The following is a 23942-nucleotide window of genomic DNA, read 5'->3' on the forward strand; positions in this document are numbered from 1 at the left end:
CCCTCATCCCTCATCCCTCATCCCTCATCCCTCATCCCTCATCCCTCATCCCTCTTTCTCCCTCACCACCCCCACGAATCTGGCTCCCCCTTAAACGGGCCCACAATATCACTTGTAATCCAGCCGCCGTAAAAGCTTCCAGGTTGAGGAGTCACCTTTTCGCCATCAACGTAGCAAGCATCCATCGGGGCAGCGTAGAACGCGACGTAATCCTTAATCGCTGCAAAATCAGGCGTTGGACTGGCATAGTACCAGCCCACATCGATCGCCGACTTATCACCGACCACCACACTGTAATAACTGCCCGCACCCTTCCACTCACAAAAGGTCGATCGAGTAGATGGTCTCAAATATTGCGGTCGAATGTCCTCTAGCGGAATGTAATAAACCGGAGGGTGACTGGTTTCTAACACGCGAAAAGCCCGTTGCGTTTCAGCAATCACTTCGCCATTAAAAATAATTTGAATTTGTTTAGACGTTGGCTCTAATCGAGGCGGCCGCGGATAGCTCCAGACAGATTCTTGACCCGGTTGAGGCGAAATGGCTTGAGGGTGCATTTTAGGAAACAGATTTGAGATGAGCGATCGTAAAACGTTCAACACCATCCAGATCCCGGTGAGTGGTGATGCGATCGTACCGCGTTTGTTGCTTAAGAAGATCGGTGACTAAATCGGCTTGCCCCGCCATCATCTCAATCATCCAGACCCCATCAGATCGAAGATACTCAGGTGCCGTCTCCACCAGATGCCGAATACAGTCCAATCCGTTTGCGCCCCCATCCAGCGCCAAGTGCGGCTCGTGATTAATTACTTCTGGCTCTAGCGCCAACACCGTCTGACTCGGAATATAGGGCGGATTAGAAACGAGTCCAGCCAGCCTTCCTTTGAGAAAATCTAGTGGCTCCAGCCAAGAACCTTGATAAAAGTGGATTCTGGCTGAAAGTCCCAAGTTTTGAGCATTTTGTCGAGCGATCGCCAGCGCTTCTACACTCTGGTCAACCGCATGAATCGTCGCATTGGGCAACGCATCCGCTAGTGCGATCGCGATCGCGCCACTGCCTGTTCCCAAATCTGCCCAGTGTCCTGACTGCAAAGCGGGGTTAGAACGAGCAGCAGCGATCGCCCAATCGATCAACTCTTCGGTCTCAGGACGCGGAATCAAAACGGCAGGCGAGACTTTGAGAGTAAACTGTCGCCACGGTGCAAAGCCAACCAGATATTGAATCGGAACTCGCTCTTCAAGCCGTCTCTGCCAAAGCTGCTGTAACTCTACAAAGGAAACCTTCAGGTCAACCTCCTGAGTTTTGAAGGAGTCCAACTGCAAAGCCAAGCGATCGAGTTCCGTCAGAGCTTGCAGCAGCCAATCGACTTCTCCAACCGGAACGCCAGCCGCTAGAGCAGATTTTTTGGCGTGCGATCGCCACTCCCAAAGCGTTAAGCCAGAGACCTGTAAAGCGTCACACATGAGAATAGAAGACTCTCAGAAAGTTTTAGGTAGACTCCACTATTCCAGCAAAAGTCTTCAATCAAAAGCAAAACGAGGAATGCCGACCCTCCAGAACCAACCGAAGCCGCCCTTTCATCCCTCATCCCTCATCCCTCATCCCTCATCCCTACTTCTTAGGCTTACTCGGAGCAGCTTGAGGTCTGTTTTGCGCGGGTGCTGCCTTTTGCAGGCTTTGGATAAATTGAATCGACTCGACCGAGGGCACCAACTCAATCTGATTTAGAAACTCTTGATTTTTGGGATCTTTGTTGTTGTTAGACTGCATCTCTTGCAGCACATTCTCCAACGGGATCACCTGAATCTGCACATCAGCCGGAAAGTTTTTCACCTCTTTCTTAAGCTGAGTCAGCAATGCTTGCACCTGTTCTTTCTCAAAAAACATGGGAATGACTCGTTGCTTGTCGCGTGGCAGCGTCAAAAAGCCAACTCCATCGCCTTTCTTTTGGCCCAGCGCAAATAGAGGCGTTGCATTAAACTGATTGATCTGCTGACCATTTTGCTTGAGAACCGCCACCGCCGAATCAACTTGCTGCTTGGTGGGCACGTAGGTAAATACTAATTGGTCAGGCTTGCCTTGATTCGCTTTGCCCAGTTGATACACTTCTGCCAAAGACACAGGTACGACTTTGACTTCTTTTGCCAAATTAGGGTTTCTTGTCTTCAGCCCTTCTAAAAACGCCTGAGCATCCTTTTGACTGATAAAAATTGGCGCTTCTGGAGTGCCCTTTTGACCCGTGTTGGGCGCAGCAACGAGAGGCGCACCCTGCTTGTCAGCCAAAGTAAAGGCAGGAATCGTCCGTAACTTTTGGACAATTTGCTCTGGAGTCAGGGCGAGTGCCTCTAACCCACTCACAACGAGCGAACCTAGCAAAGTGGCTCCCACCAAACCGACCGTAGCACTCCAACGAACCAATGATTTCATGATTGCTCCTGGCATCAAAAACTACATAGAGAACTGAGACAAATTCGAGGCGTTAACTGTTTTGGCGATACGGCTTCTCTAAACGATCGCTCACCAAAGGTATCAGCTATGGGTGACAGGGTAAAAGAATCGAGAGTTCCAGTGTTTGCTCACAATCCGCAAATGTACGGTCTAACGGACAGCTTGATATCAGCTTACTTACCAGATCAAAGTCTTGGAAATAGTAACACCGATTTGCAGCGCTGGCTACCTCACTTGAGGCACGTACCAAAGAACAGTTAGGTTTGCGAGTCGTCGATCGTCACCTTTTTAGACTGAGCTTGTAGTTAGTGACGAATCTTGATAGTTGAAAAAAGATTAATCTCTCCCCACAAACGATAAAAACTACTACAAAGTTTTGGCATAAATGCAAAGTAAACAACGTGAATATGAGGACGATTTACCACTCTACTCTCATCTTCTACTTCAAATCAGGACACTTTGATGATCTCTATCTCATTCAGCATTGCAAACGGTTTACCCATGACTCAGTTAAAGGCGGGTGACTCAAGTCAAAACAAGATAACGACAAGAATTTATAGCTCACTAAAAGATTGTAAAACAATAGCAAATCTTATTCCAAAAATTAACTCGTCGAGCTGTAGTCATTCAAGACGTTATTCATTCTTAATTAACTTTTTAGTGCAACTATTTTTGACACTATCACGCTTGTCTAAATCAAGTAAAACAGTTAACTCATCCTTACTGAGGAGGTAGTGAATGAACATTAAAACATCTCATTTGATCTTGGGCGCGATCGCACTCATTGCCCTCAGTCAAGGTGAAAGTATAAAGCAATCAATTGCTAAAAATCAGGCGATCAAACAAGACCAATTAGCCTTTAATGAGCGGTTACGTAAAAACAGAGATGATGCCAGAAATGCTCAAGATTTATCAAAGGTTGCGATCGAGCGTTACAAAGCTAATTGCATTCTAATCAAAGACCAGAAGACCGGAAAAGAAGCCTATTTCAGAGAAGGCGCAACTACCGTTGATTCGGCTCTCAATAGACGAGTTAGAGATAACGCAATTGTTTGCAATCGACTGGGCGACACCGCCATTATTCAAGACGGACTCATTACGGATATTGCACGAGTAGCACTCGCAGACAAACCAGAAATGCAAAACTTATTGGATCAACAAGGAAGATAGAAATCATGAAAACTTTGTCAAAAATTCTCAGTTGGCTGTTTATTGCTGGATTGTGCTTCATGATGTTGGTCAACGTCCAACCCTGGATGAGATTAGCCAAAGAATTAGCCGATCAAATTCGATATATTCCATTCCTATCTAGTCTGGTGCAAATCCCGTTGATAGGTGGCTGGATTGCATGGATCGCATTAAATCTTTCGCAATTTCTAGGGGTGATTTTGTGGGGAACCATTCAAGCGATCGAAACGCTTCCGATGCTTTTAGAGGAACATGCAATCAAACAGCCTCAATCGTGGATGACTAGCTTAGAGCGATATAAAGGTGGGGCTTATATCTTTGAAGCGATTGTATGTTTTATGGCATTTCCTCCCTACAAAGGGGGCATCGATATGATTGTCAGAGACTTTCCTAACTGGGATGCAAACCTGATTGATTGGTGGGCAATGATTTGTTTCACAGTGACGATGTTTGGCTTTGAGTTCTGCTTACGGGTGGCTCTACGAGTGTGGGAAGGCATGAAGAGATTTAACTCTGTTGCGGTCAATCCGGGTAACCCATCCCGGTAAACCAGTGGTGATGGTGATTAGTGGTTAGTAATTAGTCGTCAATCGAAGCCTAACAACTAATGACTAATGACTAAGAACTTATTCTTTGACGATGCTCACAACTGATTCAGGACTGCTATACACAAGTTTGAGCAGGTAAAAAAAGGAGGTGTAATCACCCCAACAAAACTTTAGTTAACAGGAAGATGATGACGAACTATACTCACGCAATTGTTAAAGCGACTGATAAAGCAACTGGCAATATCAAGTTTGAGAATGATTTTGGACAGAATGCGATCGCACTCGCTAAATTTACAAAAGATCAAGGTGCGATCGGCGTCGCTACCGTTTTAGGAACGTTTGTGGGAATGGCAATGGCCGGATTTCCTTTGGCGGCGATCGTGGCGCTAGTGGGTCTCAACGATTTGATGTACGCCCACAAACTCAATAAAGACGCAGAAGCTAAAACCGGAAAAACTGAGAGAGAAATCCAGCGCGAAGAATGGCAACAGTGGGACATCGCACAAAGCTATCAGCCTACAGTTCAAACTCAGTTGGGCGCGGTAGAAGTTAAGAGTTCACCTGTGACAGAGTGTCAGCCTTCAGATTTGCCTGATCTGGGTACGGCTCCGATAGTGACGATTCCGCAATATGAACTTGAAGGATCATCTGTAGCGACTCAAACAGCCTGCCCGGTTTCCTCTAGTGAGTCAATAGAGATTGCTGAGTCATTGGCAGTTAATTTGCAATCATCGTTGATTGTCGGGCCGCCTGGAGCGGGCAAAGGGGTTATCGTTGCGATCGCATCGAGGGCCGTTAAACGGTTGCACCCGGACGTGACGATTTGGGCGATCGATCCAAAAGCTGACGCATCAGAGGCTCACTACTGGGAAGCGGTAGATCATTACTTACCCTTGCATATTGACCCCTTTACTAGCGCTGAGTCGATGGTTGAAGTCATGGCGACGATTAATTGTTTTATTCAAAAGTTTCAAAAGTCCAAAGGCGCAAAGCTGCTTATTTTTGATGAAGCTCTGGCAGTCAAAGAAAAAACGGGTAAATGGTTCAAAGAATTAATGGCTGGCTTCAACACGTTGTGTTCTATGGGAAGATCAAAGCGTGAGTATGGCTGGTTGCTTGCTCAGTCTCCCGACACCGAGGCGTTTGAAATTGGGGGAGGCGTGAGGAATATTTATCGACGCATTCTACTACTAAGTCAAGACAATTTAGAATTGCTAGACAATCATTCAACTTACTTTAGTGGAAAGCCATCACCAGACCATTTGAGCAAAACAGGACGGGTCTATTTTGACTCGATCGTGAATGGTTGGGGTTCGGTTCCTGTTTATCAAGTTCCTTTGTCTCCAGTCGTTACGACCCTGGCAGCATCGGCGGATCAGGCCCCGACTTCACAACGAGGGTTTAGTGCAAATGGGGAATTTCATCGAGAAAAGCTTGAGGCATTACTAAAGGTAGAAACACCTGAAAGAAATTTTAATACAGATGCAATTGTGGAGTTACTTAAAAAGTCTGCTGAGTTTATTAAAGACAAGTCTAAGCAGGATTCAGAAGGATGGGTTGACTTGAATGACTTCATTAAAAGTGGCAGCACTAAACAAGATCAGACCAATCGTAAGAGAGCCTTCACAACGCTACGAATGAAATATTCTCAACAATATGAATATCAAGAAGTAGAACTATCAGATGGAGGAGTTTCTAGAAAGATGAGATCTAAAAGACGTAGCAATTTGATTTGAGCTATGAAAATTGTGATGCCGAAATCGATTTTTGAGATGAGAGTCGATTGACCCATCGATCGCCTCACTGCGTACCTGGGACTGTAGTTTTGATATCAAAGATTAGGTAGAAACGCACCCATTTCGATCGCGTTCTCAAACGTTGGTGATGCGCTAGAGGTCTCTAAAGTACATTTCGCACTAAATTCCCCTATCCCAGAATCAGGCATATTCACGAAAAATCGGGATGACAGGATTCGAACCTGCGGCATCCTGCTCCCAAAGCAGGCGCGCTACCAAGCTGCGCTACATCCCGTGGATTGCACTTGAATAGTATAGCTTGATTTTGGGAAATGGGGGAAACAGATTTGTTAGACGTTGGACTAATTTTGGACTGAATCGGTAGCTCGGATCACAAAAAACTGTACCCAAATATGGCCATCAACAAAAAAACTACCGCGATTGCCAATTATCCTGAGTTTCTGGAGCAAGTTCGGAGTCGTGAAATCTGATCGATCGCACCCAAACAGGTTGAGATCAGATTTCAACACGGCTGAACTGAAGAATCATTAGCGAAACTTCCGATCGCTCTCCTCAATCAAAACGTCATTGATACTGGCTTCTCGTCGCTGCATCAAGCCATTTTCGGCAAATTCCCATTGCTCGTTGCCATACGATCGAGACCACTGTCCCGATTCGTCGTGCCATTCATACTCAAAGCGAACTGAGATGCGATTGTCGGTAAAGCTCCACAGTTCTTTTTTGAGCCGATACTCAAGTTCTTTGGCCCACTTGCGCTGAAGGAACGATCGAATGTTGTCGCGGCCGCTAAAAAACTCCGATCGATTACGCCAGCATGAATCGGGTGTATACGCCAAAGCCACGCGATCGGGGTCACGAGTATTCCAAGCGTCTTCGGCGGCCTGGACTTTGAGTTTGGCGGTTTCGAGGGTAAACGGGGGAAGAGGCGGTTTTGTTTCCACGATTTGAGTCTGCTCCAAAAAATAGAGAACGTTTGCTCACTCTAGATTTTGCATCATTCTCAATCAGGGATTGCCAAATTACCCAAAATCAGAATCTCTGGTTATTGAATTCCTGGTTATTAAGGTTACCGTTAGTTGAATGAAGTTTTAGGCGCTGCGTTGCTTAGTACCTCTGCCCTCCAACCCCTCAATTCTGGGGGACTTTTAAACAAGATTTCCGGTTCAAAGTCCCCCAGAATTGGGGGATTTAGGGGGCTGCCCGGATTACTCACCGTAGCGAAAGATTTCATCGAATTCACGTTAAGGTTACCGTTAGTTGAATGAAGTTTTAGGCGCTGCGTTGTTTAGTACTTCTGCCCCCCAACCCCCCAAGGGGACTTTTAGATGAGATTTGCCACATGAATGTTTGCAAGGGTCTTCTACAACAATCCTCGATAGCGAATAAACACTAAAATTACAGCCCACGAACCTAGAGCAACTTTGATCGCCACTAGAATATTGAGGATGGGAACCACGCCACCGCTAAACAGCGCACCTAATTCACCGTGGGGCAATTCAATCCCCGCCAGCGTGACCACCGACAGCACAATAAATACCAGTACCGAAATCTTTTCCCAGGTGGCTGCGTGCCAGCGTTGGTAAATCGACTCCATCCACTTTGAGGACGAGGTAATCGCGACCAGACCGATCGCCGTTCCGCCTGCAACTCCCGCCGCAAACCCTCCCCCCGGACTGAGATGACCTCGAATGGCAAGCTCAACCCCGACCATCGCGGCCACCGTCGCTCCCAGTCGGGCCAGAACAATCGAAGGCTGATCGGTAAACTGATAAATGGTGCAAAACGGTCGCTCATTGGCTAAGAGAAAGTGCGCCCCCATAATGGCGATCGTAAAAACAATAACTTCAAAGATTGTGTCATAGAGTCGATTTCTGAGAATAATGGCAGATACCGCATTCGCCACTCCGCTCTCTTGAATGACGGCTTCGACGATCGAGAGATCCAGCCCATCTGCGGTCGGATTTGGCAAGATTAGAAATTTGATATACAGGGCGATTCCTGCTGCAATATAGAGCCATTTCATTTAATGTTTTTCCTCCAGGTCTGATGCACTGATATAGTCCAGGCTAGTGATGGGTGATGTCAGTTCGGTTTGTAGAATCTCATAGAGGCGACGAATTCGAGTCACGGTTTGATACTGTGTAGGATCTTGATCAGACTGCAACTGTGCAATACAAGTGACATGAATTTCTTTTTCGAGCAATGCTTGTGTTAGAGATTCAGAATCAGGATAGGGAATGAGTTCTAGCCGCAGATGGTATTTGCGCGTAATGGTTCGCAGGTCAGCGATGAGCGGTGCAAACAGAGAATCATTCATCTGTCCTTTGTGCTTCTCTTCTAGGTCAAGACAGCCCTTTTGAAGAACACCCATTCGCATCACTAGCGACGATCGCACCGCCACCGCATAAAGTGTAATCGCTAACATCGTTCCGACTAATGCCTCAGTCAAAGCAACATCTGGCGCACCGAGCACTGAATAGACCAGAGCAGCGATCGCACCCAATATGCCACGAATCACCAGAGCATTAAAGGGATTGGTCTGAATCGTGACCATAAACGCCGACAGTGGCAGCAGGGCAACAATGAAATATACATAGCTATCGTTGATCATTGGTTTCTCCACTACTAGAGCAGTACGCCAGCACATATCCCAGCATCGTATTCCACATTGCCAGTGAAATAAGTGCTAACAGCAGCAGCGACCAGTTTTCAGGAATCTTGAGCAGCAGACCCACCACAATGCTCATCGAGCCGAGCGTATCCGCAACCGAAAGACTATGAAGTTTGAATAGAATCGATCGCTTTCCCAGTAGCGGAAAGGTGCCCCAAAACCAGAAGAAGAGTCCGACTGCAAGGCAGAAATAGCTAAGAACGTTAATAAAGACACTTGTCATAATGCACTCATCCGTTTGATCACCTGTGCTAATAGCATTAATCCAGCATTTCCCACACTCAAGATGATTACGCCAGCCACCCCAATCATCCAGTCATCCCGCAGGACAGAAACGACTAAAATCATCACCGAAGTCTTGGTCGCAATGCTGGCGAATGCTAACATCTTTTGCCAAATATCATCATCCTGCCAGGCCTCATACATCGGAATGAGTAACGCCAAAATCATTGCAATCAAAACCAGGTTCATGTCTTTCCTTTTTGAGTCGTCTTAATAATTTGGTTGAGCTGCTGCCTGTTGAGTCTGGTCTAATCAGCCCGTTTTCGCCGCCGTTGTACCCGATGTACTTCATACCAGCCTGCTTCGTGGTACTTGACAACAATAGTTTTGGGCGTAAAGGTAATGAGAAAGATGTCGAGAAAAATCAAACCGGGCGATCGCCGTTGTTTGACCCGCTCCATTGTGATGTCTTCTTGAGTATGAGGGCGAAAGATCAGTTCAAAGGCCTCCATATACGCTTGAGGAATAGCAACAACAATCTCCCACAGCACCCGCAGCCAATCTTTCAAGGCTCCTAGCGTTGTCTTGCTATGCGGCAACAATAAGGCGACACAAAACCCAATGATAATGTTTGCCACACTCAAATTAGCTGTGAGCAAAAACCAAATGATCAGCCGCAGCATTACATTAAGCGATCCAATCATGCCATCACCATCCAAAACAATAGAACTAACATCAAACTCATGACTCCCACTAGATGATCAAATTGCTCTAATAGGCGCGGCAGTTTGAAAACGGTTTGACGAAAGACCAGAAAGTAGGCCAGCCAACCGAGAGCGATCGTCGCCAAAGGTTTGATGATATTGGCAAGACTATAAGCCTCGTAGTACACGACATTCGCTAAAACCAGTCCCCCAATTAATAAAATCACGGCTGCCCAAAACCCAGGCTGGGTGTCTTTGACTTGTTCGGGTTGGCTTTGTCGAGGCAAAAAGATGAATTTGGCAAACGAGATGGCGGTTCCAAAGGCTGCGATATTCATGCCGATCGCTTGCCAGGGTAATAAACTTTTCATCGTCAACACTTTCGCCCCAAAGCCCGACAAAAGTGGAAAGCCTGAAATTGAGAAGCTGGCAACTACGAGCACAATCCAGATCGGGGTATGAATCGGCTGATGCTGTAATTCTTTGAGGTTGCGACTGGGCAACACGCCTGCGATTAGAAACAGTGCTGATTTAACTAATCCATGTGTCAGCGCATAGAATCCCCCGACTTCGGGAGCCGCCAAAATAAAGCCCAACTGCGAAACGGTGTGAAACGCCAGCATTCGTTTGGTGTCTTTTTCAAAAACAGCATATCCAACCCCTAATAGCGCCGTCCCCACCCCAAACAGCCGAATCAGCGGATCAACTTCTTCTACCAAAAGGGCACACCGAACGAGCGGTAAGACTCCTGCTTTGACGACCACACCTGACAGCATTGCCGACACGGGTGTTTCTGATTCAGAGTGAGTCAACGGCAGCCATAGCCCCGATACAAAGATGCCTCCTTTGACTAAAAGCCCCAAAAAGATCAGAGCAAGGGCTTCTGGGGGTGCCTCGCGTAATCCTGTAAACGCAAAGGAATGGCTGGCTTGATAAACCAATCCTGCGCCAACCAGATAAAACAACATCGCTACATTGCTGGTAAAGAGATAGCGCAACGCAACCCAGATTGATCGATCCGATCGAGGATAAGCAATCAATGAGAATGCTGCAATACTAATAACTTCTAAAGCCACATACAAGCTAATGAAATCTGTAGAAGCAAACGCAGCGTTGACGCTACCATGCAGAATGATCAGTTGCATATAAAAGAATGCAGTCTTATCACTATGCCAACAATAGAGAATGACGGCGGCTGTCACCAGTGCATTCGTTAAAATAAAGAAGCTGCTTAATTGATCGACTAATAACGTAACGCCAAAGCTGTCGAGTAATTTCAGCGTCAGCGGAGGGTTGTTAAACGCTAGCAATGCAAAACTAATCGAGGCGATCGCCACTGCAAACGAGAGGTAGCGATCGAACCGAGGGAGCATATAGCTAATGAACCCTACAAAAAACGGTAGAGCAATCCAAACCAGGGTGAGGGTGTTCATGGGGCGTTATTTCGCTCGATTTCGCGGGTTTCTAAAGTCGGATTGTCTCGTGCCAGTTTCATTACGCCAACCAGCATCAGGGCTTGAATCGAAAAGCCAATGACGATCGCTGTCAAAATGACAGCTTGGGGAACCGGATCAGCATAATTTCCTTTGGGGTCGCCTGTGAGAATGGGCGTAAGCAAGCCACTCCGCGATGCAATTAGCACGTAATAGGCAATCACCCCCGTACTCATGACATCCATTGAGATGATTTTCATCACTAGATTTTTCTTAAAAAGAATGCCAAAAAAACCGCACATTACGGTCGCAAATACACATGCTTCTAACACAAAGATTGCCTGGTAAGTAAAGGGTTGTCTTAAAGAATGGATGTCAGGATCGGCTGTCTAATTGAGTCGATCACATTGGCTTCCATTGGGCGGAACCTCGGAGAATCCGATCGCAGTTCATCAATGTTGCAAAGAGTCAACCCATATCTGATTGGTAAGCATCAAGGTAATGAAGTAGACGACTAGAGTTCTTGAAAACTCAATACCCTAAAACAGGTAATTGCACTAGCAGCGACTGCTCAAAAGGATTGACAGCAGCAGAGAAACACACGCTTTTAGCGAACACACTAAGTCTTAATCAAATCTCCACAGCATCTTTTTCTAATGCCCGATCGCGCGAATGCATGACAGACAAGAAGGCTCAAAACGTCCTAATGCGTCTTTGAGGATTAGAAAAAAATGAATGCAGGTCATTGATTATCCAAGGTACTACAAAGTCGTAACCTAACTTCGAGAAGCATCTATTGAGAATTCCTTGCTTATCGATAGAAGTCTTTCGTAGGATTGATTGATACAGCAGATTATGAGGATGGGATTTTGTGAATTCTGAGTCCCGGAGAGACGCAAGCATCTATTCTGTGATTGTAAAAACTAACTTTTTATAGCTAAATGATGGTCAAAGAGATACGCTGCGCCTGACTGAGATGAGTATCAGTTCAGAGTGTAATCAAACTTACATTTTTGTATCCAACTATAGAGATCGTTCTGTATGCAGTTGAAGCAGGTAGCTGTTTCAGAGCTTAGTTGTGAGCTTCTGCGCTCGCTCTACTCAAAGAACAGAATGCGATTTTTTTGCATACCTGAGTAAACGAATACGCATTCAGAAGATAGCCGCCTCTAGAGTCAATGGGCAATGCGTTGAGAAATTAATCAGTCTTTAGCGACCCAATTCGTGAGATTATGCAACTAGAAAGCCTTTGAAACCAGCGCGATCGCAACCCGCAGCCTGCCATGAGCGACAACGACACCATTTTTGGCAAGATTATTCGCAAAGAGATCCCTGCCGACATTGTTTACGAAGATAATCTCGCCCTTGCCTTCCGCGATGTCAATCCTCAAGCGCCCGTTCATATTTTGGTGATTCCCAAGCAAGCGATCGCCAAACTTTCGGATGCCGAATCTCAAGACCATGCTCTAATGGGGCACTTACTCCTAACCGCCAAACGAGTTGCCCAACAGGTTGGACTGACCAACGGCTACCGAGTCGTCATCAACACAGGCGAAGACGGCGGCCAAACGGTGTATCATCTTCACCTCCACATTCTCGGCGGAAGACCAATGGAATGGCCCCCCGGTTAAGCAATGATCTCCACACCAAAAGGCACACACTACACTATTTTGTAGAAAAGGGAATAAAGCCAACTCCCACTTTATTTCATCCCTCCTCCCTCCTCACAAAGCGGATTACCCCCAAAGGGGGAACAGATCATCGAGGTTCTCCCTCATCTCTCTCAAGATCCCCCACCCTACGCTAAGATCAACAAGAATTTGGAGGAACGCAAACGGTTTACACACGCCCCCTCGCTCGTCTCATTGAGCAACTTCAGCACCTCCCTGGTGTTGGCCCCAAAACAGCCCAACGGTTAGCTCTCCACATCCTCAAGCGCCCCGAAGAAGAAGCAAAAGCGCTGGCAATGGCGATCGTTGAGGCCAAGCTGCAAGTGGGCTTCTGTTCAGTTTGTTTTCACCTATCAGCCGAGCCAGTTTGTGATATTTGTCGCGCTGCTAATCGAGATAGTGCAACGATTTGTGTGGTTGCGGACTCTAGAGATGTGATCGCGCTAGAAAAAACTCGTGAATATCGAGGCAAATATCATGTGTTGGGTGGGCTGATCTCCCCGATCGACGGCATCGGCCCCGAACAGCTACACATTCAACAGCTAGTCCGTCGCGTTAGTCAACAAAAAATTGGAGAAGTCATTCTCGCGATCAGTCCCAGTGTCGAAGGAGAAACCACCACGCTCTACGTCGGACACCTGCTCAAACCCTTCACTCGCGTTACTCGCATTGCTTTTGGGCTACCGATGGGTGGTGATCTAGAATACGCTGACGAAGTGACCCTGGCCCGCGCTCTAGAGGGCAGAAGAGATCTCGATTAAGACTCTGGCGATCGGATGTGAATTCAATACCCCAAGCGTCGCCTCCCCTACTCAATTCAAAACTTTGAGCCAAATACTCGACATCACAGTTCGTCAGAATGGGGATTTATGGGGCTGAAGGACTGGATAACGACGCAGAGAGCCTGATCGAATTCGCATTAAGACAAGCAGCGAAAAGGCTCGATCGACTCATACCCAATCGGATAAAACTTGGGTCTTTTCCAGATTTACTTCAACTTTTGCTTGATGAAGGCTAAAATCTGCCCCTGCTGTTTCCTGAGCGCATCGATTTCAGCTTGCATCTTGGCAATCTTGGCGTTTAGCGCTTGAATGTCACCGCTGGCGGCCGCTCCACCTCCCGAAGCCACCGGAGCCGCAGCAGGGCGACGTTTTGCCTTTGACATCGCCATCTTGATCGCGTCAATCAAAATCTTTTGATCAAACGGCTTTTGCACAAACTCAAAGTATTCAAACGGCTCTTGCAGCTTCTCGGTCACTTCTTCTTTGCGACCGGACATCAGCACCAGCGGAATGCTCTGTAGCTCTGGCTGAGTCTGAATTTGCTGAAACACTTCCCAACCGCTCATTCGAGGCAGCAGAAAATCTAGCATGATCAGATTGGGACGCTCTTGACGAATCAGGTTGATTCCCTGAACCCCGTCTTTGGCTTCCATAACTTCAAAATTACCTTTGGGCAACATATCGCGAACCATATTCCGGATCACGGCGCTGTCATCAATGACTACGATTTTGTGACTTGCCACAACTGAACTCCTGTAGAAGCGACTGCAAAAAACAATTAGGTGTGACGGGTTACGGCAGATTTGACGGCCGCTTGATCCGGTTGGAGGACGAAACCCTGATAAAAGTGAAATAAGCGCGGTGGACTGCGAAAGCAATCGCGGTAAGGTTGACAAGCCCTCAATTAAAATCAAAGGCAGGTCAAAACGACCTGAATCGCATCAACTAGTGTACCCCTCTGACCAAAAAGTGCGCGTGTATGCTGCGAAAAGGGAAAATGTGGATATTCAATATTTCTAGCACTAAACTCACAAAGTACACCAAATCGCGACCCAGTGTTCTCCCTTTTATGGCTTCCAACCCCCATCCTGCAATTCTTCCAGCATCATCTGCACAAAAGTTAGAGCTTGCTAACCTGCCTGAGTGGTTGCGACGACCGATCGGCAAAGCCAGCGAAATTTCAACTGTGCAGCGCATCATCAAGCAGCGTCAGATCCATACGATTTGTGAAGAGGGTCGGTGTCCCAATCGAGGCGAGTGCTATGCCCAAAAGACAGCGACCTTTCTCTTGATGGGGCCAATTTGTACTCGTGCCTGTGGCTTTTGTCAGGTGGACAAGGGTCACGCTCCGATGCCGCTCGACCTAGACGAACCTCAGAAAGTGGCAGAATCCGTTCGCTTGTTAGGACTGCGATATGTGGTGCTGACTTCGGTAGCGCGAGACGATTTGCCCGATCAGGGAGCAGGCTGGTTTGCTCAGACGATCGCTCACATTCGACAAGTCAATCCCACGACTGAGGTAGAGGTGCTGACTCCTGATTTTTGGGGCGGACGAGAAGCGGGCTGCACGTCTGAAGATCTCCAATTTCAGCGAGTTTCTACCATTGTTGCCCTTCAGCCTGCTTGCTACAACCACAATATCGAGACGGTAAGACGCTTACAAAATCCGGTACGACGGGGGGCAAAGTACGATCGCTCTCTCAGAGTCCTTCAAATTGTCAAAGCGATCGAGTCCACCCTTCCCACCAAATCCGGTCTGATGTTGGGTCACGGTGAGACCGAAGCAGAAGTGATCGAAACGCTAAAGGATTTGAGAGCGATAAACTGCGATCGTCTGACGATCGGGCAATATATGCGTCCCTCGCTGGCTCATCTCCCCGTCCAAAAATACTGGCATCCTGATGAATTTGAGCGTCTAGGTGCGATCGCCCGTGATCTAGGATTTTCTCATGTGCGATCGGCTCCCCTGGTTCGGAGTTCTTATCATGCAGGCGAAGAGGGATGAGAGATCCGAGGAATTTAAGTTTTGATTAAGCTAAACTCCTTTGTCCCACATCTCACACTTGGCTCTGTACTCTTTACGCTCCCTGCTTAACCGAAATTTACCTCAAAAATGCCCTTGTTTTGGTATCCCTAGAGATGGTCACTAAATATGGAGAACCCTTTATGACAGCAAAGAGCGCTTCTGGTGCAACGATTAAGACGAGCAAACCTCCCTATCCGTTTCGCACGTTTTGGGCCCTGGTGCTTTTAGTGGGCAACTTTGTGGTTGCAGCTTACTACTTTGGGATTCTCAAGTAGTCACTAGGCGGGGAGCGATCTCCACACTGTTCTAATTCGATCGAATCCGATCGCTCATCTTCCCCCTGGTTTTTTCTCAAATGGCGAGACGAAATCGGGGGGAAATTGTTTTGAGAATCACTCTGAGATGATCGCCGCCCTCAAGCTTTGGCAAAATTCTTCGATCGCCCTCAGTCCCTCGGCTGGAGTCCCCTCTGATAATCGCTTTACAAAGGCACTGCCGACAATGACTGCATCAGATCCCCATTCCATAACCTGGTGCGCCTGGTCGGGCTGAGAAATGCCAAATCCAACCCCGATCGGCTTGTCGGTCACCTGACGCAGTTCTAGCAATAAATCTTTGACTCGCGTTTGCATCTGACTTCGCATTCCCGTTACGCCCGTCGTGCTAACCAGATAGACAAAGCCTTGAGACTGTTGGGCGATCGCCGCAATCCGTTCTTGAGGGCTGGTGGGGGCGACCAAAAGAATGACTTCAATCCCGTGAGCGATCGCAGGTTTTAGCAGGCTGTCTGCTTCTTCTAGGGGCAAATCTGGCACAACCAGCCCTTTGACTCCCACTGCGGATAAATCCTGAAGAAAGCGATCGATGCCTCGATTCAAAATTGGGTTGTAGTAGGTGAAGAGGATCAGGGGCGCGCGAATCGTTGGCGCAACGTCTTTGACCATGGCCAACACGTCATCCAGTCGGGTGCCTCGCTCTAACGCTCTAGTAGCGGCAGCCTGAATGACGGGCCCATCCGCCAAGGGATCAGAGTAAGGAACGCCCAACTCAATCAAATCAGCCCCACAGCGATCGAGAATCCTTAATGCTTTGGCCGTCGTTTCTAAATCGGGATCACCCGCCGTAATAAAGGGAATAAGTGCACACTGGGCCTGATCTCGCAGACGATCGAAGCATTGAGAAACTGAAGTCATTGCTGTCCTTAAACCCAATTTGTTTAGGACTAGTTTAGGACGAATAGGGAAGGCTCTCAATTAGTGCTTTGCTTTTTTCTGCCCTTTGCCTGCCTGGTTTTCTTGCTCAATTTCTGCCTGAAGTTTTTCTAACTCTTCGGGGGTGAGTTCTTCGAGACGCTTTTGCAAGACGGCTTCTTTGTAGTCCTGTAGCTGCTGATTGTAGGTCATATTTTGTGACAAAACCCGCGTCAGGTAAGTCACAACCCAAACGATAATTGCCCCGACCAACAGCACTTGGCTCCAAATTCCGGCGCTCATGCTGTCGAGTCCGATCGTTTCTAGCAGCAGATAGGCCAATCCTCCTACCAAAAACACGCCTAACGTGATCCCGACTACATCAATTCGTCGCATTGTCAACCCAAATAATAGCTACTCGATTCGGATGAAGGATCGCTCAAAGCGTTTCAACAAGTTTATCCCTCATCCCTCATCCTTCATCCCTACATCTAGGCCGAAATCGTTCTCCGCTTGGGTCTAAAGTTCAAAAATGGACTCAGCACCAACAAGCCCGGAAAGAAAAAGAAGACCAGAAAGTACATAAAGCCGCGCTCAAAGGAGGGTGCGACGTACCAACGAGCCTGAAGGTAAAAGAAAATAGCAAGGGGGACGGCGACTAGATAAGCTCCACCTAGAGCCAAGTATAAAAGTGCAACTTCCATGCTTTTACGACGGTAAGAAGGGGTATAACCCATCTATACTACCGTTTTTCAACCAGAGGAAAGCTTTTCTGCAATCGCGTTTTCTAAGGTGAACGATTGAGTAAGGGAGCGAGTTGAGGCTGACAAATGGTGTTCGCTTCGCAAGTGCGATCGGCAACGCGACTCAAAGAATGAAGTCTGCCGCATAGACCAATTCAGGACTTTGTACTCCGCGACGGTTGATTTTGCTCTCGTTGCTGCGATTTGAACTCTCAGGCAAAAAGTTTTGTGGGTTAACTCGGCGATCGAGTTCTCTAAACTTTTCCTAAACCTTGAGAAATCTCAAAACAACGTTGATAAGTGACCCATTTAATGATGCAATAAACAAGGTAGATTGGCAGAGGTGCGGTTTCGAGTTGTGTAGCCGCAGTTAATTCTCTGGGGGCATGGCGGAATGGTAGACGCTACGGACTTAAAATCCGTTGACTGAAAAGTCGTGAGGGTTCAAGTCCCTCTGCCCCCATCTTCAACTTGATGCTGTCGGTTATCTGTTAGCTCAGTCCTCTATTAGTTATTTATAGAATTTTTGGCCGCTAACCGCCATTTTGCGTTCATTCATTGGTACACTTGAACTAAAATTGTAGGATTTGACTCAGTGTGTGCTGCAAAACTTTGGCAATCATTAGGAACTAGATATTCTTTGAGCTATAACTTAAAAAGCTCTGTAGATCTCCGGATATTACTAGCTGGTGATAGAGATCACCAAAATCAACTAGCGTGATCACATTTCTGCAAGCTTTTTTGCCAGCTAGGGAAATATGTGAACAGCGCATGCTGCTCAGTACTGGGTCAGCCGATCGCCGATTGACGGTCGATGCTTCTCTAATTGGGCGGTCACAATGTGGATTAATTGACTCCAAAAGTAAGCATTGTGAATTTCGCCAAAATTAGTGATTGCATCCATACCATCACTTGAGCGATACTCTCTCATCAAGAGCAAGAACGCCTCATCTATCTGGTGTTGGTTTATATGAATGGAGTTCCGGGTACGGGTCGCAGATACCTTAGATCAAAACTGCACAATGTGCAATCGTCACCCGATCATCTGATCCACTCATCTTTGGGAACCCTGAGTCATGGAGCGATCGGAGAAATACTGATGGATGGACATCAGAATGAGCAACCAGACAGAGTTTCCCGTTCGGGACGAAATATTCAACTGGCACAAGAAACCATTTATCGCTTTCTTTTGGATGTCGTCAGAAAATGGCCGCCCGAAGAAGTGTTGCTGGAGTTCAAACGATTATTTCTCTATCACGTCGATTCAGTCAGTTCGGGGGCGGTTCATGCAGTTTATGAGATTGTTTTTAACAACGATGAAGAAGAGTTTAGAAATACTCTAAAACGGTCTTGTTATATTCTGGTTAACAATTGGGATGCCAGCAGAAACTTTAAACCCATTCAAGATCTGGTTTATGTTTTTCAAGATAATGCACTTGATCTACACACGATTTCTCCGACTTTAAAGCGTCTAAGGCAGTGGATTGAGAACTTTAGAAACAGTAAAGATTACGAAGATCTAAAACTTTTTGCGTCCCGCTATGAAGAGCAGCAAATCGGCCCCTGGAGTAGTCGATATACGTCTTATTTATTGGTGCCACAATATGTGGATTTAGGAAATCCGATCGAGCAGCGAGAAGCCGCTAGAGCCTTATCAAAACAGCTTAAAGATCGATTTAAGTTTGACCTCGCAATGTATATCGCCAAATCACAGATTATTTCTTCACCTGAGCGATTACCCAAAAACCCGACGGCTTTGGGCGACAATGTGCTGCGGTTGATCAAAACGATCGTCGCCAAACGCGGCCCTTTTAGTTATGCTAATCTCGCAAATATTTACCTAAATCAAGTTCAGCAACTCAGCTACAGAGACTTTAAGCAAAGCTTGAAAAAGTATCTAATCTTTTCGGTTGATAACAACAAGTTCTCAGAAACATTGCAGGCAAAACTGTCGGACAAGATGGAGCTTCTTTATGGAGATTACGACGACGATTTAGTGAATGATGCACTAATTTTGCGAACTTGTAATCGAGTGATTGAATATCTGACTACCGAAAATCGTAACGATCCGTCTGCGCTGTTTGTCCTCCTACTGTCACAGGGCAATCCGATGACGCTGGTTATCGTGTTGCTCAAGCTAATTTTGATTTGCAAAAATGCTCGTACTCATCTAGAAGCGCAAATTGCTGAACTAATTCGCTACTACGAAAAGTGTCCCGAAGAAGACTGCTGGTGGGTTGTCAACTTTCTAGAAATCTTCAATGTTACGTTTGCAATCTATGCCGAAAACGTGCAATATAACCTGATCAAAATGGATGAGAATCTACCTCCTCCGGACTTGACTCCACAACAGATTGATCTCGATGAATATCGCATTTTCTCTCAGCTTAAATATGACTACAGACTGGAGCCAGCGGAGATTTTGGAAATAGATCAATCGTTTGAGATCGAAGAAGATATTGAGTGAAGGTTGACGAAGTTGAAGGTCGGTTTAAGCCAGCTTTGGAAGTTTTACAATCGTTTTTGCTCCTACTTTTCGCGCCGATCGTCCAGGCTGATCAATCCCACCCCTGCCGCTTCGGCTAACGTGTTGACCAACCGATAAAGCGCCACAATGCTAATCAAATCACCCGGAGAAAACGACTCTCGCAAAAGAGCGATCGCCACCGCTTCAAATACGCCAATTCCTCCCGGCAATCCTGGTATGACAAATCCTAATAGCCAAGCGATCGAGAATGCGCCTAAAAGCGTGGGAACCTGATTGAGAGAGATGACTTGAATCGCCAGAAACACAAACACAAATCCGATGCCCCGCAGTCCCAAAAAGCCCAGTTCTCCAAGCAGCGATCGCCAGGGATAGCGTTTCAGTTTGAGGGGAGACGTGGCAGGAGAGTGGGTAGCTTTTTGTTTGAGTCGAGTCAGGTGAGCGATCGCCAAGTTTAGACAGCGCGGATGAAGGCTAACTAGCACGAGAAGTAGACCGACGATCGACCCCTGACGTAGCCAATCCTGCTCGATCTGCTGAAGACTAAACAAGGCAATTAATAGAGCCGCTGACACCATGAGCAAGGGTTCCAATAGAATGCTTAGCGTTGCGGCTTTAAGCGGAATGTTAGCTTTGGTAGCAGCCGAGATGCGCCCATAAAAGTGCCACAGATTTCCGGGCAAATATTTAGCAATGTTGGTTTTGAGGTAAACCTGAACCCCCCAAACTCCGGTTACATTCTGATCTAGGGATTGTAGAATCCAACTCCAGACCCAACCCGCCCAAATGTGAGCTAAGAGCGTGATCCCCAGGGCGATCGTTAGACAGGCAAACCCAACTGAATCGATTCGCAAGTTCGCTACTTCTTGCCAATGAGTGGTGAGTGTTTTGGCTAAGAAAAACAGGACGGCTCCCAAAATCAGCCAACGCAGGAAGGGTTTAGAGCGTGTCCAGAAGATTTTCATAGACAAGTGCAATGTACTGCCTCAGTTTAATGTACGTCTTCTATCGCTCAATGGAGAATTGGGGAGCGGCTGCAATCTCTCTACGGTAAGAGAAGAATTAGCACCAATTTGCTGAAAATGTGACTTGCGTTAGAGGTTGTTGTTCACTTGACTTCTGTACTGTTGATAAGCGGATTCAGGTAACAGGAGAATTAAAAGTTTAAGTTGGGTTTAAGGCTTCTATAAGCAAGGCTAAATTTGGTGAATTTGAGGCTTTAAACCTATAGGAATCGTATAGAAACTGATTGGATTCTCCTGTAAGATTTGACACAAGAAGGAGCACGGAATGAAGCGACCAACTTTCTCTTTTAAAGAGGTACGAATCAAGCAGATCCTGATGGTTTTTTTAGCAGGATTTGTTCTTTTACTAACGACTGCCTGTAGCGATGCAAATTTGCAAGGCTCTCGTCCTGACAATACGCCTGTCCAGATTGGTGGCAACAACAACCCTCACAAAATGGGTGGAGAAGGCTCCGAGTCAGAAATGACGGCTGACCCCAAAATCACAGGTCGGTCAAATGTCAAAAAACAGGCTCAGTCCTTGCTTCCTTCAAAGCAGGTTGCTGACAATTCAATCAAAAGCAACGCCTCTGATCTCAATTATCGAGGGTCTAACAACACTGAGACTGACCGTCCCGATATTGGCGCAAAGCAACAGAAGTCCTTGCCAAACTTGCCTCTACAAAAGCAGCCTGTTATTGATCGCAGTGACCCCGATGCCAAGATTTTAGAGCGTGTGGGTGAAGCGTTCAAAGATGCAAGTTCTTTTGTCAAAGATACGGCTGACTCTGCATCAGCCCGTCCAGAAGCAAAGGCAAATCCCGCGATCGGGCAGTAGTCAAAATTTAGTCAAAAATTGCGATCGACGGGGGATCAAAACCTTTGTTAGATCGCAATAGCGCTAAAGCAAATTGCTGAAGTAAACACAAACAAACCCATGAGGTAATTTTATGAGCAAAGTCATTTCTTTCTTCAAATCGATTCGGCTGGTTCAACTTTTAACGGTGTTTCTAGCAGGAATTCTGGTAATTTTCACCACGGCTTGTAATGGTAATGCTCAGGCAAAAATGCCCTCTACCGATGGCGGCCCTAACCCGGTTGGTCAAACGCAGCCATACGAGGGCGGCATGAATAACTTTAGCGATACCGCACCTGGACAAGCTGCCAAAGGCACAGCCACAAAGACCAAAGCGTTGATCGATCGTGCCGAAAAGGACATCAACTCTAAGCGGGTTGACAGTGTTGATCAGTACGTTGAAAACTATCGCAATGGTGCCCCCATTCAAGAGCGAGCCAAGAACATTGTTGATAGTGTCAAAGGGGCGACCGATGATGCTACAAGTGATGCAAAAGGTGCTGTAGACAAAGCTGCGAGAGCGGGCGATCGCACAGTCGATAAAGCTAAGGAAGTTGGAGACAAAGCCCAACGGGGAGCCTACAACGCCAAGAGCAAAAGTGATGATGTTGCTAAAAGCGTGAAGCGATCGGTTGAGGATGCGGCGACAAATGTGAAACGGGCTGCCCAAGACGCGATCGACTAACGTTTATGTGAATCTTTGAACTTCAGAATCGCCAGGTTGGATGCATTATTTGCCCAACCTGGTTTTTTAGTGATCTTGGTTTTGCTGATGCCAGTTTTGTAGCGCGATTTGATGAATTTCACGCCAGGCAATCTGATGGTGACGAGCAATTTGGGCACAGTCTTCGTACTCAGGTTGAACGTTGATAATGGTGCCCTCTTGATTTCGGGCTACCTTAACTTGAATCACACCAAACATCGTCTCAACTTTGTGAAATTCTCGGTGTAAAGTTGACCGCTGCTGGAGAGAATGGCGAATGCCTAAAGTGCTGGTTTCTCGAAATAAAACTTTCTTACAGTCGGCTACTTTTTCAACTGAACAAATGACCGTTAGTAAGACTCCGGGACGTGATTTTTTCATGCCGATCGCTTGCGTAAAAACATCCAGCGCCCCCACCGCAAAGAGTGCCTCAAATACATAGCCGATCGCCTGCGGGTTTAAATCGTCAATCTGGGTTTCTAAAACTGAAATAGACGGTTGATCTAAGTTGTTTGAATTCTGAAATTCAGGTTTTTGAGTTGGCAAGTGGTTGGCTTTTTCAAGCTTTTCTCCAGCCGTTTCGCCAATCCATAAGCGGAGAATGTTGGGAATGGGTAAATCGATCGATCCTGCCCCCAGTCCGACTTTTTGCAGCGTCATGGTAGGTGGAGATCCGAATTTTGTAGAAAGTGTGGTTGCGATCGCCGCCCCCGTAGGAGTGACTAATTCTCGCTCAATGCCGTTGCTGTAGAGGGGCACCTGACGCATCTCATAGAGTTTCAAAACGGCGGGAACTGGCACTGGCAATCGTCCGTGAGCCGCCCAAACCGTCCCCCCTCCTGTTGGTAAAGCTGAACAATACAAGTGATCAATCTCCAGCCAATCCAACCCCAAACAAGTGCCGACGATATCCACGATCGCATCGATCGCCCCTACTTCATGAAAATGTACCTGCTCTGGTGAAATTCCGTGGACGGCTCCCTCTGCGGCTGCCAACTGCCGAAATATTGCCAAACTCCAATTCTCAGCCCGTGGCGGCAAGTCGGCTCCTTGGATCATCTGTTCGATTTCGGGCAAATGGCGCAGTCGAGAACCTGTTGCAGCAGATGTTTCGTGAGTGTGGGAATGCTCGTGAGCGTGAGGATGTTCGTGAGCGTGAGGATGTTCGTGAGAAGGGTGCTTGTGAGTGTGGGAATGCTCGGCTTGCGATCGAGGCGTATCTGAAGAACCCTTCAATTCAACTTCAATCTTGGTGGCTTGCTGCCCATTGCGTTGCACAAACGCTGCTTTAAGCTGATACTCCTCCGCAATGCCTAGACCGTCAAGCTTCGTAGTCAGGTAGTCTAAAGGAACGCCAACACTCACCAGCGCACCCAGACACATGTCACCCGCGATTCCAGTCGGGCACTCCAAATAAGCGACTTTACTCATTGACGTAAACCAGGAAAAAGGGAAATTGATTGTCCCTTTACACCCTACCTTTTGCACGATGAGGAATGGTTAAACCCTTT

27 protein-coding genes, 2 tRNA genes and 1 pseudogene are annotated in these 23942 nt (G+C 46.9%); 11 read left to right on the forward strand and 19 right to left on the reverse strand.

Annotated features, from left to right (window positions below):
- Positions 1-62: 62 nt before the first annotated feature.
- The 3 genes from ACKFKH_RS04820 to ACKFKH_RS04830 all read right to left on the reverse strand — a co-directional run bounded on the left by ACKFKH_RS04820 (position 63) and on the right by ACKFKH_RS04830 (position 2428).
- The gene (locus tag ACKFKH_RS04820) at positions 63-602 is read right to left on the reverse strand and encodes a DUF427 domain-containing protein (protein WP_446857109.1); all 540 of its coding nucleotides are present in this window, start codon (positions 600-602) and stop codon (positions 63-65) included.
- Positions 559-1464 (reverse strand): peptide chain release factor N(5)-glutamine methyltransferase, encoded by a 906-nt coding sequence (gene prmC, locus ACKFKH_RS04825; protein WP_446857110.1) that lies wholly within the window; start codon positions 1462-1464, stop codon positions 559-561. Before prmC ends, ACKFKH_RS04820 begins: the two co-directional genes overlap by 44 nt.
- 148 nt (positions 1465-1612) lie before the next feature.
- Positions 1613-2428 carry a Tic22 family protein gene (locus ACKFKH_RS04830; RefSeq protein ID WP_446857111.1) on the reverse strand — a complete coding sequence of 272 codons (816 nt, stop codon included), beginning with the start codon at positions 2426-2428 and terminating at the stop codon, positions 1613-1615.
- 759 nt (positions 2429-3187) lie between these two features.
- Here ACKFKH_RS04830 and ACKFKH_RS04835 point away from each other — a divergent pair.
- From ACKFKH_RS04835 to ACKFKH_RS04845, 3 genes are all read left to right on the forward strand, one after another.
- Positions 3188-3619 carry a hypothetical protein gene (locus ACKFKH_RS04835; protein ID WP_446857112.1) on the forward strand — a complete coding sequence of 144 codons (432 nt, stop codon included), beginning with the start codon at positions 3188-3190 and terminating at the stop codon, positions 3617-3619.
- A gap of 5 nt (positions 3620-3624) precedes the next feature.
- Positions 3625-4185 (forward strand): hypothetical protein, encoded by a 561-nt coding sequence (locus tag ACKFKH_RS04840; protein WP_446857113.1) that lies wholly within the window; start codon positions 3625-3627, stop codon positions 4183-4185.
- A 188-nt stretch (positions 4186-4373) separates the two neighbouring features.
- On the forward strand, positions 4374-5921 hold the full coding sequence (locus tag ACKFKH_RS04845; protein WP_446857114.1) for a hypothetical protein: 1548 nt from the start codon (positions 4374-4376) through the stop codon (positions 5919-5921).
- A 221-nt stretch (positions 5922-6142) separates the two neighbouring features.
- Here the strand turns inward: ACKFKH_RS04845 and ACKFKH_RS04850 are convergent.
- From ACKFKH_RS04850 to ACKFKH_RS04890, 9 genes are all read right to left on the reverse strand, one after another.
- Positions 6143-6216, reverse strand: a tRNA-Pro gene (locus ACKFKH_RS04850).
- A gap of 253 nt (positions 6217-6469) precedes the next feature.
- Positions 6470-6883: a nuclear transport factor 2 family protein gene (locus ACKFKH_RS04855; RefSeq protein ID WP_446857115.1), complete on the reverse strand. Its 414-nt coding sequence runs from the start codon at positions 6881-6883 to the stop codon at positions 6470-6472.
- Between the two features lie 419 nt (positions 6884-7302).
- On the reverse strand, positions 7303-7965 hold the full coding sequence (locus tag ACKFKH_RS04860; protein WP_446857116.1) for a Na(+)/H(+) antiporter subunit B: 663 nt from the start codon (positions 7963-7965) through the stop codon (positions 7303-7305).
- Positions 7966-8553, reverse strand: a complete 588-nt coding sequence (locus tag ACKFKH_RS04865) for a DUF4040 domain-containing protein (protein WP_446857117.1) — start codon at positions 8551-8553, stop codon at positions 7966-7968. It lies immediately after the preceding gene.
- Positions 8540-8836 (reverse strand): monovalent cation/H(+) antiporter subunit G, encoded by a 297-nt coding sequence (locus ACKFKH_RS04870; protein WP_446857118.1) that lies wholly within the window; start codon positions 8834-8836, stop codon positions 8540-8542. Before ACKFKH_RS04870 ends, ACKFKH_RS04865 begins: the two co-directional genes overlap by 14 nt.
- Entirely contained in the window at positions 8833-9084 is a 252-nt protein-coding gene (locus ACKFKH_RS04875) for a hypothetical protein (protein WP_446857119.1), read from the reverse strand. The genes ACKFKH_RS04870 and ACKFKH_RS04875 overlap by 4 nt, the downstream gene beginning before the upstream one ends.
- A 59-nt stretch (positions 9085-9143) precedes the next feature.
- Positions 9144-9539, reverse strand: coding sequence for a Na+/H+ antiporter subunit E (locus ACKFKH_RS04880; protein ID WP_446857120.1), 396 nt, complete (start codon positions 9537-9539; stop codon positions 9144-9146).
- Positions 9536-10972, reverse strand: coding sequence for a cation:proton antiporter (locus ACKFKH_RS04885; protein WP_446857121.1), 1437 nt, complete (start codon positions 10970-10972; stop codon positions 9536-9538). Before ACKFKH_RS04885 ends, ACKFKH_RS04880 begins: the two co-directional genes overlap by 4 nt.
- On the reverse strand, positions 10969-11304 hold the full coding sequence (locus tag ACKFKH_RS04890; protein WP_446857122.1) for a cation:proton antiporter subunit C: 336 nt from the start codon (positions 11302-11304) through the stop codon (positions 10969-10971). Before ACKFKH_RS04890 ends, ACKFKH_RS04885 begins: the two co-directional genes overlap by 4 nt.
- A 951-nt stretch (positions 11305-12255) precedes the next feature.
- On the opposite strand from ACKFKH_RS04890, the gene ACKFKH_RS04895 reads away from it, so the two are divergent.
- Together ACKFKH_RS04895 and recR are read left to right on the forward strand one after the other, a co-directional pair.
- Positions 12256-12603 (forward strand): histidine triad nucleotide-binding protein, encoded by a 348-nt coding sequence (locus ACKFKH_RS04895; RefSeq protein ID WP_446857123.1) that lies wholly within the window; start codon positions 12256-12258, stop codon positions 12601-12603.
- Positions 12604-12821: 218 nt separating this feature from the next.
- Positions 12822-13403, forward strand: a pseudogene (recR, locus tag ACKFKH_RS04900) (recombination mediator RecR); the annotation flags it as partial.
- A gap of 227 nt (positions 13404-13630) precedes the next feature.
- On the opposite strand, the gene ACKFKH_RS04905 reads toward recR, so the two are convergent.
- Complete coding sequence (locus ACKFKH_RS04905) at positions 13631-14167, reverse strand: response regulator (protein WP_446857124.1); 537 nt, start codon at positions 14165-14167, stop codon at positions 13631-13633.
- A gap of 326 nt (positions 14168-14493) precedes the next feature.
- On the opposite strand from ACKFKH_RS04905, the gene lipA reads away from it, so the two are divergent.
- Together lipA and psaX are read left to right on the forward strand one after the other, a co-directional pair.
- Positions 14494-15429 (forward strand): lipoyl synthase, encoded by a 936-nt coding sequence (gene lipA, locus ACKFKH_RS04910; protein ID WP_446857125.1) that lies wholly within the window; start codon positions 14494-14496, stop codon positions 15427-15429.
- 161 nt (positions 15430-15590) lie between these two features.
- On the forward strand, positions 15591-15725 hold the full coding sequence (psaX, locus tag ACKFKH_RS04915) for a photosystem I protein PsaX (RefSeq protein ID WP_446857126.1): 135 nt from the start codon (positions 15591-15593) through the stop codon (positions 15723-15725).
- A gap of 117 nt (positions 15726-15842) precedes the next feature.
- Here the strand turns inward: psaX and trpA are convergent, their stop codons facing one another.
- The 3 genes from trpA to ndhL form a co-directional block, all read right to left on the reverse strand.
- Positions 15843-16643, reverse strand: coding sequence for a tryptophan synthase subunit alpha (trpA, locus tag ACKFKH_RS04920; RefSeq protein WP_446857127.1), 801 nt, complete (start codon positions 16641-16643; stop codon positions 15843-15845).
- Between the two features lie 60 nt (positions 16644-16703).
- Positions 16704-17036 carry a DUF3007 family protein gene (locus ACKFKH_RS04925; RefSeq protein ID WP_446857128.1) on the reverse strand — a complete coding sequence of 111 codons (333 nt, stop codon included), beginning with the start codon at positions 17034-17036 and terminating at the stop codon, positions 16704-16706.
- Positions 17037-17131: 95 nt separating this feature from the next.
- Positions 17132-17344 carry an NAD(P)H-quinone oxidoreductase subunit L gene (gene ndhL / locus ACKFKH_RS04930; RefSeq protein WP_446857129.1) on the reverse strand — a complete coding sequence of 71 codons (213 nt, stop codon included), beginning with the start codon at positions 17342-17344 and terminating at the stop codon, positions 17132-17134.
- A gap of 419 nt (positions 17345-17763) precedes the next feature.
- On the opposite strand from ndhL, the gene ACKFKH_RS04935 reads away from it, so the two are divergent.
- Positions 17764-17846 (forward strand) — tRNA-Leu (locus tag ACKFKH_RS04935).
- 315 nt (positions 17847-18161) lie between these two features.
- Here the strand turns inward: ACKFKH_RS04935 and ACKFKH_RS04940 are convergent.
- Positions 18162-18287 carry a hypothetical protein gene (locus tag ACKFKH_RS04940; RefSeq protein WP_446857130.1) on the reverse strand — a complete coding sequence of 42 codons (126 nt, stop codon included), beginning with the start codon at positions 18285-18287 and terminating at the stop codon, positions 18162-18164.
- A gap of 66 nt (positions 18288-18353) precedes the next feature.
- Here ACKFKH_RS04940 and ACKFKH_RS04945 point away from each other — a divergent pair, with 66 nt between their 5' ends.
- Positions 18354-19850, forward strand: coding sequence for a hypothetical protein (locus tag ACKFKH_RS04945; RefSeq protein ID WP_446857131.1), 1497 nt, complete (start codon positions 18354-18356; stop codon positions 19848-19850).
- Between the two features lie 62 nt (positions 19851-19912).
- Here ACKFKH_RS04945 and ACKFKH_RS04950 read toward each other — a convergent pair whose 3' ends face one another.
- Positions 19913-20833 carry a lysylphosphatidylglycerol synthase domain-containing protein gene (locus ACKFKH_RS04950; RefSeq protein ID WP_446857132.1) on the reverse strand — a complete coding sequence of 307 codons (921 nt, stop codon included), beginning with the start codon at positions 20831-20833 and terminating at the stop codon, positions 19913-19915.
- Positions 20834-21158: 325 nt separating this feature from the next.
- On the opposite strand from ACKFKH_RS04950, the gene ACKFKH_RS04955 reads away from it, so the two are divergent.
- A complete protein-coding gene (locus tag ACKFKH_RS04955) occupies positions 21159-21710 on the forward strand; it encodes a DUF6658 family protein (RefSeq protein WP_446857133.1) in 552 nt (183 codons plus the stop codon).
- Positions 21711-21822: 112 nt separating this feature from the next.
- Complete coding sequence (locus tag ACKFKH_RS04960) at positions 21823-22413, forward strand: DUF6658 family protein (protein ID WP_446857134.1); 591 nt, start codon at positions 21823-21825, stop codon at positions 22411-22413.
- 66 nt (positions 22414-22479) lie between these two features.
- Here the strand turns inward: ACKFKH_RS04960 and larC are convergent, their stop codons facing one another.
- Positions 22480-23862 (reverse strand): nickel pincer cofactor biosynthesis protein LarC, encoded by a 1383-nt coding sequence (gene larC, locus ACKFKH_RS04965; protein WP_446857135.1) that lies wholly within the window; start codon positions 23860-23862, stop codon positions 22480-22482.
- Positions 23863-23942: the final 80 nt, after the last annotated feature.

Source organism: Phormidesmis sp. 146-20, from assembly GCF_052939475.1.

Bases quoted from the DNA above. Each gene is read 5' to 3' on its own strand.
- prmC (WP_446857110.1), bottom strand. From the start codon at position 1,464: ATGTGTGACGCTTTACAGGTCTCTGGCTTAACGCTTTGGGAGTGGCGA.
- ACKFKH_RS04830 (WP_446857111.1), bottom strand. From the start codon at position 2,428: ATGAAATCATTGGTTCGTTGGAGTGCTACGGTCGGTTTGGTGGGAGCC.
- ACKFKH_RS04835 (WP_446857112.1), top strand. From the start codon at position 3,188: ATGAACATTAAAACATCTCATTTGATCTTGGGCGCGATCGCACTCATT.
- ACKFKH_RS04840 (WP_446857113.1), top strand. From the start codon at position 3,625: ATGAAAACTTTGTCAAAAATTCTCAGTTGGCTGTTTATTGCTGGATTG.
- ACKFKH_RS04845 (WP_446857114.1), top strand. From the start codon at position 4,374: ATGACGAACTATACTCACGCAATTGTTAAAGCGACTGATAAAGCAACT.
- ACKFKH_RS04860 (WP_446857116.1), bottom strand. From the start codon at position 7,965: ATGAAATGGCTCTATATTGCAGCAGGAATCGCCCTGTATATCAAATTT.
- ACKFKH_RS04865 (WP_446857117.1), bottom strand. From the start codon at position 8,553: ATGATCAACGATAGCTATGTATATTTCATTGTTGCCCTGCTGCCACTG.
- ACKFKH_RS04870 (WP_446857118.1), bottom strand. From the start codon at position 8,836: ATGACAAGTGTCTTTATTAACGTTCTTAGCTATTTCTGCCTTGCAGTC.
- ACKFKH_RS04875 (WP_446857119.1), bottom strand. From the start codon at position 9,084: ATGAACCTGGTTTTGATTGCAATGATTTTGGCGTTACTCATTCCGATG.
- ACKFKH_RS04880 (WP_446857120.1), bottom strand. From the start codon at position 9,539: ATGATTGGATCGCTTAATGTAATGCTGCGGCTGATCATTTGGTTTTTG.
- ACKFKH_RS04885 (WP_446857121.1), bottom strand. From the start codon at position 10,972: ATGAACACCCTCACCCTGGTTTGGATTGCTCTACCGTTTTTTGTAGGG.
- ACKFKH_RS04895 (WP_446857123.1), top strand. From the start codon at position 12,256: ATGAGCGACAACGACACCATTTTTGGCAAGATTATTCGCAAAGAGATC.
- lipA (WP_446857125.1), top strand. From the start codon at position 14,494: ATGGCTTCCAACCCCCATCCTGCAATTCTTCCAGCATCATCTGCACAA.
- psaX (WP_446857126.1), top strand. From the start codon at position 15,591: ATGACAGCAAAGAGCGCTTCTGGTGCAACGATTAAGACGAGCAAACCT.
- trpA (WP_446857127.1), bottom strand. From the start codon at position 16,643: ATGACTTCAGTTTCTCAATGCTTCGATCGTCTGCGAGATCAGGCCCAG.
- ACKFKH_RS04925 (WP_446857128.1), bottom strand. From the start codon at position 17,036: ATGCGACGAATTGATGTAGTCGGGATCACGTTAGGCGTGTTTTTGGTA.
- ndhL (WP_446857129.1), bottom strand. From the start codon at position 17,344: ATGGAAGTTGCACTTTTATACTTGGCTCTAGGTGGAGCTTATCTAGTC.
- ACKFKH_RS04940 (WP_446857130.1), bottom strand. From the start codon at position 18,287: ATGGATGCAATCACTAATTTTGGCGAAATTCACAATGCTTACTTTTGG.
- ACKFKH_RS04945 (WP_446857131.1), top strand. From the start codon at position 18,354: ATGAATGGAGTTCCGGGTACGGGTCGCAGATACCTTAGATCAAAACTG.
- ACKFKH_RS04950 (WP_446857132.1), bottom strand. From the start codon at position 20,833: ATGAAAATCTTCTGGACACGCTCTAAACCCTTCCTGCGTTGGCTGATT.
- ACKFKH_RS04955 (WP_446857133.1), top strand. From the start codon at position 21,159: ATGAAGCGACCAACTTTCTCTTTTAAAGAGGTACGAATCAAGCAGATC.
- ACKFKH_RS04960 (WP_446857134.1), top strand. From the start codon at position 21,823: ATGAGCAAAGTCATTTCTTTCTTCAAATCGATTCGGCTGGTTCAACTT.
- larC (WP_446857135.1), bottom strand. From the start codon at position 23,862: ATGAGTAAAGTCGCTTATTTGGAGTGCCCGACTGGAATCGCGGGTGAC.